Source organism: Streptomyces sp. NPDC048001 (assembly GCF_043203115.1).
GTDB classification, from domain to species: domain Bacteria; phylum Actinomycetota; class Actinomycetes; order Streptomycetales; family Streptomycetaceae; genus Streptomyces; species Streptomyces sanyensis.
Genome location: NZ_JBIDBN010000011.1, coordinates 298,110 through 304,519 on the forward strand (window position 1 = coordinate 298,110; position 6,410 = coordinate 304,519).

At 74.3% G+C, this 6,410-nt stretch carries 7 protein-coding genes; 5 read left to right on the plus strand and 2 right to left on the minus strand.

What is annotated here, in order from left to right; genetic code table 11:
• Nucleotides 1–9: 9 nt before the first annotated feature.
• The 4 genes from ACGF15_RS22060 to proC all read left to right on the plus strand — a co-directional run bounded on the left by ACGF15_RS22060 (nt 10) and on the right by proC (nt 3,134).
• The gene (locus ACGF15_RS22060) at nt 10–558 is read left to right on the plus strand and encodes a hypothetical protein (RefSeq protein WP_376426559.1); all 549 of its coding nucleotides are present in this window, start codon (nt 10–12) and stop codon (nt 556–558) included.
• Between the two features lie 65 nt (nt 559–623).
• The gene (locus tag ACGF15_RS22065; RefSeq protein ID WP_392801230.1) at nt 624–1,460 is read left to right on the plus strand and encodes an ABC transporter ATP-binding protein; all 837 of its coding nucleotides are present in this window, start codon (nt 624–626) and stop codon (nt 1,458–1,460) included.
• On the plus strand, nt 1,457–2,194 hold the full coding sequence (locus ACGF15_RS22070) for an ABC transporter permease (protein WP_345614241.1): 738 nt from the start codon (nt 1,457–1,459) through the stop codon (nt 2,192–2,194). Before ACGF15_RS22065 ends, ACGF15_RS22070 begins: the two co-directional genes overlap by 4 nt.
• Before the next feature lie 130 nt (nt 2,195–2,324).
• Nucleotides 2,325–3,134 carry a pyrroline-5-carboxylate reductase gene (gene proC / locus ACGF15_RS22075; protein ID WP_256527316.1) on the plus strand — a complete coding sequence of 270 codons (810 nt, stop codon included), beginning with the start codon at nt 2,325–2,327 and terminating at the stop codon, nt 3,132–3,134.
• Nucleotides 3,135–3,152: 18 nt separating this feature from the next.
• Here proC and ACGF15_RS22080 read toward each other — a convergent pair whose 3' ends face one another.
• Complete coding sequence (locus ACGF15_RS22080) at nt 3,153–3,749, minus strand: cysteine hydrolase family protein (protein ID WP_345614240.1); 597 nt, start codon at nt 3,747–3,749, stop codon at nt 3,153–3,155.
• A 130-nt stretch (nt 3,750–3,879) separates the two neighbouring features.
• Between ACGF15_RS22080 and ACGF15_RS22085 the strand changes: the two genes are divergently transcribed.
• Nucleotides 3,880–4,878 (plus strand): helix-turn-helix domain-containing protein, encoded by a 999-nt coding sequence (locus tag ACGF15_RS22085; protein ID WP_345614239.1) that lies wholly within the window; start codon nt 3,880–3,882, stop codon nt 4,876–4,878.
• On the opposite strand, the gene trpS is transcribed toward ACGF15_RS22085, so the two are convergent.
• On the minus strand, nt 4,845–5,843 hold the full coding sequence (trpS, locus tag ACGF15_RS22090) for a tryptophan--tRNA ligase (RefSeq protein WP_345614238.1): 999 nt from the start codon (nt 5,841–5,843) through the stop codon (nt 4,845–4,847). The genes ACGF15_RS22085 and trpS overlap by 34 nt on opposite strands.
• Nucleotides 5,844–6,410: the final 567 nt, after the last annotated feature.

Here is a 6,410-nt window from a genome sequence, read left to right on the forward strand (position 1 = left end):
CCGGGGATAATCGACCCCGTGAGCGAGCATCCCCACCCCACCCCCGACGCGGACACCGGCACCGACGGCGGCTCCGGCCCGCGCCCCGAACCCCTGCGCTTCTTCGGCACCACCTGGGTCGAGCACGACGGGGGCTACGGGCTGCGGCGGGCCGCCGTCGGCGCGGGCGCCCTGGTCACCGCCGCCGCCGCGGCCCTGGTGCTGCGCCTCGCCTACCAGGGCCTGTCCATCGCCCAGGTCGGCGGCTTCGTCAACACGATCGTGGTGGTGATGTTCGCCGTGTGCAGCGCGATCGCCTTCCGCAAGACCTGGGAGGGCTTCTCCCGCAGGCCGTCCGGCGCCGCCTCCGAGGACGCCCTGCGCAGCCTGAAGGCGATCGGCTTCCTCGGCTCCCTGCTCGCCTACGCCCTCCGCTGCTTCACCGAGGCGCCCGGGGAGCGGCTGCACCGGGCCGAGTACGAGGCGGCGCTGCGCCGCTTCGAGAAGCGCCGGACCACCCGCTCGGGCAACCCGGCGGCCCGCGCCCCCCGGCGCGGGCGCGGCTCCGGCCGCCGGTAGCACCGGGCCGCCCCGCCCGCCCCGATCCTTGACGGCCCGGGCGCGGCGGGACCATTGTTCATCGCATGATGAATAAATCCGATGCGGCGGCCGTGCAGGCCCGGGGCCTCACCGTCGTCCGAGGGGGCCGCACCGTCCTGCGCGACCTGGACTTCTCCGTACGCACCGGCCGCATCACCGGACTCCTCGGCCCCTCCGGCTGCGGCAAGACCACGCTGATGCGCTCCGTCGTCGGCACCCAGGCCAGGGTCGAGGGCACCCTCCGGGTCCTGGGACGACCCGCCGGGGACTCCGCTCTCCGCTCCCGCATCGGCTATGTCACCCAGGCCCCCTCGGTCTACGACGACCTCACCGTCCGCCAGAACCTCGACTACTTCGCGGCCGTCCTGACGCCGGGCCGCGCCGCCCGCGAGGAACGCCGCGAGGCCGTCGCCCGCGTCCTGGCCGACGTCGCCCTGACCTCGCACACCGACGTCCTCGCCGGCCGCCTCTCCGGAGGCCAGCGCAGCCGCGTCTCCCTGGCCGTCGCCCTGCTCGGCACCCCCGAACTGCTCGTCCTCGACGAACCCACCGTCGGCCTCGACCCGGTGCTCCGCCGCGACCTCTGGGACCTCTTCCACCGCCTGGCCGCCGAGCGCGGCACCACACTGCTGGTCTCCTCCCACGTGATGGACGAGGCCGAGCGCTGCCACCACCTGATCCTGATGCGCGAGGGAGTCGTCCTCGCCGAGGAGACCCCCGAGGAGCTGCGGCGCAGTACCGGCTCCGAGACCGTCGAGGCCGCCTTCCTCCACCTCGTCGACGCGGCCGACGCCCGCGGGAGCGCCCGCGCCGACACCCCCCGCGACGGGCTCCCGGCCCCCGCCGACGCACCCGACGCACCCCGGAAGGACACCCGATGAGCACCGCCCGCACCCTCGCCACCGCCGCCCGCGTACTGCGCCAGCTCCGCCACGACCCCCGCTCGATCGCGCTGATGCTCCTGGTGCCCTGCGTGATGCTCTTCCTGCTCCGCTACGTCTTCGACGCCGACCCCGCCACCTTCGACGGCATCGGCGCCTCGCTGCTCGGGATCTTCCCGCTGATCACCATGTTCCTGGTGACCTCGATCGCCACCCTGCGCGAACGCACCTCCGGCACCCTGGAGCGGCTGCTCGCCATGCCCCTCGGCAAGGGCGACCTCATCGCCGGGTACGCCCTCGCCTTCGGCCTCGTCGCCACCGTGCAGTCCGTGCTCGCCACCGCACTCGCCCTGTGGGGCCTCGGCCTCGACGTCGTCGGCTCGCCCTGGCTGCTGCTGCTCGTCGCCCTGCTGGACGCCCTGCTCGGCACCGCACTCGGCCTGTTCGTCTCGGCCTTCGCCTCCTCCGAGTTCCAGGCCGTGCAGTTCATGCCCGCGGTGATCTTCCCCCAGCTGCTGCTCTGCGGCCTCTTCGCCCCCCGCGACACCATGCAGCCGGTGCTGGAGGCCGTCTCGAACGTGCTCCCCATGTCCTACGCCGTGGACGCGATGAACGAGGTCCGGGCGTACGCCGACCCCACCGGCGACTTCGTCCGCGACGCGCTCGTCGTCGGCGGCTGCGCCCTCCTCGTCCTGGTGCTCGGAGCCGCCACCCTGCGCCGCCGCACCGCCTGACCGCCCGCCCCGGGGCCTCCCCCTCCGGCCGGCACCGCACCTGCCCGCCCAGCGGACGGGTCCGCGGACGGGCGGCCCCCGGTGCGAGGATGTCACCGCACGCATCCCGACCGGCGAGGTGAACGAAGCCATGACCCAGACAGTCGCAGTCCTCGGCACGGGCAAGATCGGCGAGGCCCTGCTCAGCGGCATGATCCGGGCCGGCTGGCGGTCCGCCGACCTCCTGGTCACCACCCGCCGCTCCGACCGCGCCGAGGAACTCCGCAACCGCTACGGCGTCGAGCCCGTCACCAACGCGGAGGCGGCCAAGCGCGCCGACACCCTGATCCTGGCCGTCAAGCCCCAGGACATGGGCAAGCTCCTCGACGAACTCGCCCCCCACACCGCCTCCGACCGCCTCGTCGTGAGCGCCGCCGCCGGCATCACCACCGCCTTCATCGAGGAACGCCTCGCCGCCGGCACCCCCGTCGTGCGCGTCATGCCCAACACCCCCGTCCTCGTGGACGAAGGCATGTCGGTGATCTCCGCGGGCAGCCACGCCACCCCCGCGCACGTCGCCCACACCGAGGAGATCTTCGGCGGCGTCGGCAAGACCCTGCGGGTCCCCGAGTCGCAGCAGGACGCCGCCACCGCCCTCTCCGGGTCCGGCCCCGCCTACTTCTACTTCCTCGTGGAGGCCATGACCGACGCGGGCATCCTCCTCGGCCTGCCCCGCGCCCAGGCCCACGACCTCATCGTCCAGGCCGCCATCGGCGCCGCCGTCATGCTGCGCGACAGCGGCGAGCACCCCGTCAAGCTCCGGGAGGCCGTCACCTCGCCCGCGGGCACCACCATCAGCGCCATCCGCGAACTCGAGAACCACGGGGTGCGCGCCGCCCTGATCGCCGCCCTGGAAGCCGCCAGGGACCGCAGCCGCGCCCTCGCCTCCGGCAACGGCTGACCCCGCCCGCGGCCGGGGTCAGCGGGCCCCGGCCGCCGCCAGCAGCTCCCGCGTCGCCACCACCCGGGCGAACCCGCCGCCGTGGAGGTTCACCGCGGTCGCCCGGGTCAGCTCCTGCGCCGTGGCCGTCCAGCCGAACGGCCCCGCCAGGTCGAAGGTGTGCATGGCGTCGATCGGGAAGAACACCTCGTAGCCCAGGTTCCCGCCCATCCGGGCCGTGGTCTCGTTGCACATGTTCGTCTGGATCCCGGCCACCACGATCTGGCGCACCCCCGCCCGACGCAGCCACCCGTCCAGGTCCGGAGTGCCGTAGAAGGCCGAGTTCACGGACTTCGACACCACCAGCTCCGGTCCGCTCCCGAGCCCCCTGCGCCGCTCCACGCACTCCTGGAAGGCGTTCCCGGGACTCCCGGGGTGCAGCGGGGACTCCTTGGAGCGGGAGTCGTGCCGGACGAGGACCACCGGCCGGCCCGACGCCTGCCAGGCGTCGATCAGGGAGGCGATGTTCCCCTCCGCCTCCGGGTTGTCGCGCCGCCCCCAGTACCCCGCGTACTCCTCCTCGAAGCCCTTCTGCACGTCCACGACCACCAGCGCTGCGTTCTGTTCGATCTCCATGCCCCGAATCGTGCCGGTGGCCGCGCCCCGCGAACAGTGGCCGTGATGCCGGGCATCGATGGGATACCGCCACCCCGCCCGGCGGGTCCCCGGAGCCCGCCGGAGGCCACGGCACTGGCACACTCGGCGCATGTACCGCGTCGCGCTGCTCGCCTTCCCCGGTGTCCGGGCCTTCGACATCGCGGTGATCACCGAGGTCTGGGGCGGCGGCCGCGCCCTCGACGGCACCCCCGCCTTCGACCTGCGCCGGGTCGCCGCCGACCCCGCCCCCATCCCCCTGAGCGGCGGCCTCGCCCTCACCCCCGACCGGACCCTGCGCTGGCTCGACCGCGCCGACCTCGTCCTGGTCCCCGGCGTGGAGGAACCCTCCGCCCCCACACCCCCGCCCGCCCTCGACGCCCTGCGCCGCGCCCACGCCGCGGGCACGCCCGTCGCCGCGCTGTGCGCCGGGGCGTTCGTCCTCGCCCGGGCCGGACTCCTCGACGGCCGCCGCGCGGTCACCCACTGGAACCTGGCCGACCGCCTCGGCCGCGAGCACCCCGCGGTCCGGGTGGAGCCCGACGCCCTGTTCGTGGAGGACTCGGGGATCTGGACCTCCGCCGGCGTGGCGGCCGGCATCGACCTCTGCCTCCACCTCCTGCGCACCACCCACGGTGCGGAGGCCGCGGCGCACACCGCCCGGTCCATGGTCACCGCCCCCTTCCGGACCGGCACCCAGGCCCAGTTCATCCGGCGCCCCACCCCCGCGGCGGACCGCGACGCGGACGCCCTCGCCGCCGTCCGGGAACGCGCCCTGCGGCAGCTCGCCGAGCCCCTGACCGTGGCCGACCTGGCCGGCTGGGCGGGCATGTCCCCCCGGACCTTCACCCGCCACTTCACCGCCACCACCGGTACCACCCCGGTCCGCTGGCTCCTGGAGCAGCGGGTGGCCGCCGCCCAGGGACTGCTCGAACGCACCGACCTGCCCATGCCCGAGGTGGCGCGCCGCGCGGGCTTCGGCAGCGAGGTCACCATGCGCCAGCACTTCGCCTCCCACCTCGCCGTCAGCCCGCGCGACTACCGGGCCGCCTTCGGCAGCGCACCCGGACGCCCTCCTCAGGCCGGCGGCAGCAGCCCGATCGCGCGGTAGGCGGTGTCCACCCGGGGCCGGGCCATCGCCCGCGCGCGCTCGGCACCCTCCCGGAGCACCCCGCCGACGTAGGCCGGGTCCGCGGCCAGCTCGGCGTGCCGCTCGCGGACCGGAGCCAGCAGCTCCACCACCGCCTCGGCCGCGTCCTTCTTCAGCGCCCCGTACGAGGCGTACCCCCCGGCCAGGTCCCGCGGGTCGCCGCCCCCGCACGCGGCCAGCAGGTCGAGCAGGTTCGCCGGGCCCGGCCGCTCCGCCCGGTCGTACACGACCCCGGAGCCGCTGTCGGTGACCGCCCTCCCCACCTTGCGCCGGACCGTGTCGGCGTCGTCGAGCAGGTAGACGATCCCCGCCGTGGACTCGTGCGACTTCCCCATCTTGGACGCCGGGTCCCGGAGGTCCATCACCCGTGCCCCGACCCTCGGCTGCGTCGCCCGCGGCACGGTGAAGGTGTGCCCGTACCGCCCGTTGAAGCGGACCGCCAGGTCCCGGGCCAGCTCGACGTGCTGGGTCTGGTCCTCGCCCACCGGCACCTCGTCCGCGCCGTACGCCAGGATGTCCGCCGCCATGAGGACCGGATAGGTCAGCAGCGACAGCCGCACGCCCTGCCCCGCCGCCTCCGCCCGGGAGGCCTTCTCCCGGTACTGGATCATCCGCCGCAGCTCGCCGTCCGCGGCCGTGCACTCCAGCAGGTAGGACAGCCGGGTGTGTTCGTCCACATGGCTCTGGACGAACACCGTGCACCGGGCCGGGTCCAGCCCGGCGGCGAGCAGCAGCGTCGCCGCCTGCAGGGTGAGCCTGCGCACCCGTGCGGGGTCGTGGTGCACGGTGAGGGCGTGCAGGTCGACCACGCTGAACAGCGCGTCCGTCCGGTACTGCTCCTCCTCGACCCACCGCCGCACGGCGCCGAGGTAGTTCCCCAGGGTGAGGTGCCCGGTGGGCTTGATCCCGCTGAAGATCCGCTTCATCCCGTTGCTCCGTCTCCGGACCGGTCCGGCCGCGGTGTCCGCCGCGGCGGGAGCGGCCGCCAGGTCGGGGCCGCCGCGTCCGGCGGGCCGTGCCCCGGAGAAGGGGAAACGCGAACGGCCGCCGGAGCGGCGGCCGTCGAGTACATGCGCAGGGGTGCCGGCCGCCGTCAGGCGGCCCACCAGAAGGAGAGGCACATACGCGTGGTCATGCCGCCGAGACTACCCCCACCGGGAGCCCCGGCCGGGGGTTGACACCGGGAACCCCCCTCCGTAGTGTTCTCCGGGTTGCCCGACGTGAGAACCGACTCCGGTCGGCCCCGGGCAGTCATTCCGTACGAACCACCCAGAACGAGCGACACTATTCGTCGCCCGCATTTCCGTGTGTTCTTGCGAAATGGGGATGCCGTGTTCGATTCGTCGGACCGGTCGGCTCGATTAGCGTCGAAGCCGGTGAATCCGCTAAGGTCTCACCACGTCGGAACGGCTCAACGGCCGGGAGGACACCCCCTTCTGACGGGGAATCGGAGCCGAAAGGGTCTGATAGAGTCGGAGCCGCCGGAAGGCCGA

Excerpts from the sequence above, each read along its gene's own strand:
- ACGF15_RS22065 (WP_392801230.1), top strand. The coding sequence starts at position 624 with ATGATGAATAAATCCGATGCGGCGGCCGTGCAGGCCCGGGGCCTCACC.
- ACGF15_RS22070 (WP_345614241.1), top strand. The coding sequence starts at position 1,457 with ATGAGCACCGCCCGCACCCTCGCCACCGCCGCCCGCGTACTGCGCCAG.
- proC (WP_256527316.1), top strand. The coding sequence starts at position 2,325 with ATGACCCAGACAGTCGCAGTCCTCGGCACGGGCAAGATCGGCGAGGCC.
- ACGF15_RS22080 (WP_345614240.1), bottom strand. The coding sequence starts at position 3,749 with ATGGAGATCGAACAGAACGCAGCGCTGGTGGTCGTGGACGTGCAGAAG.
- ACGF15_RS22085 (WP_345614239.1), top strand. The coding sequence starts at position 3,880 with ATGTACCGCGTCGCGCTGCTCGCCTTCCCCGGTGTCCGGGCCTTCGAC.
- trpS (WP_345614238.1), bottom strand. The coding sequence starts at position 5,843 with ATGAAGCGGATCTTCAGCGGGATCAAGCCCACCGGGCACCTCACCCTG.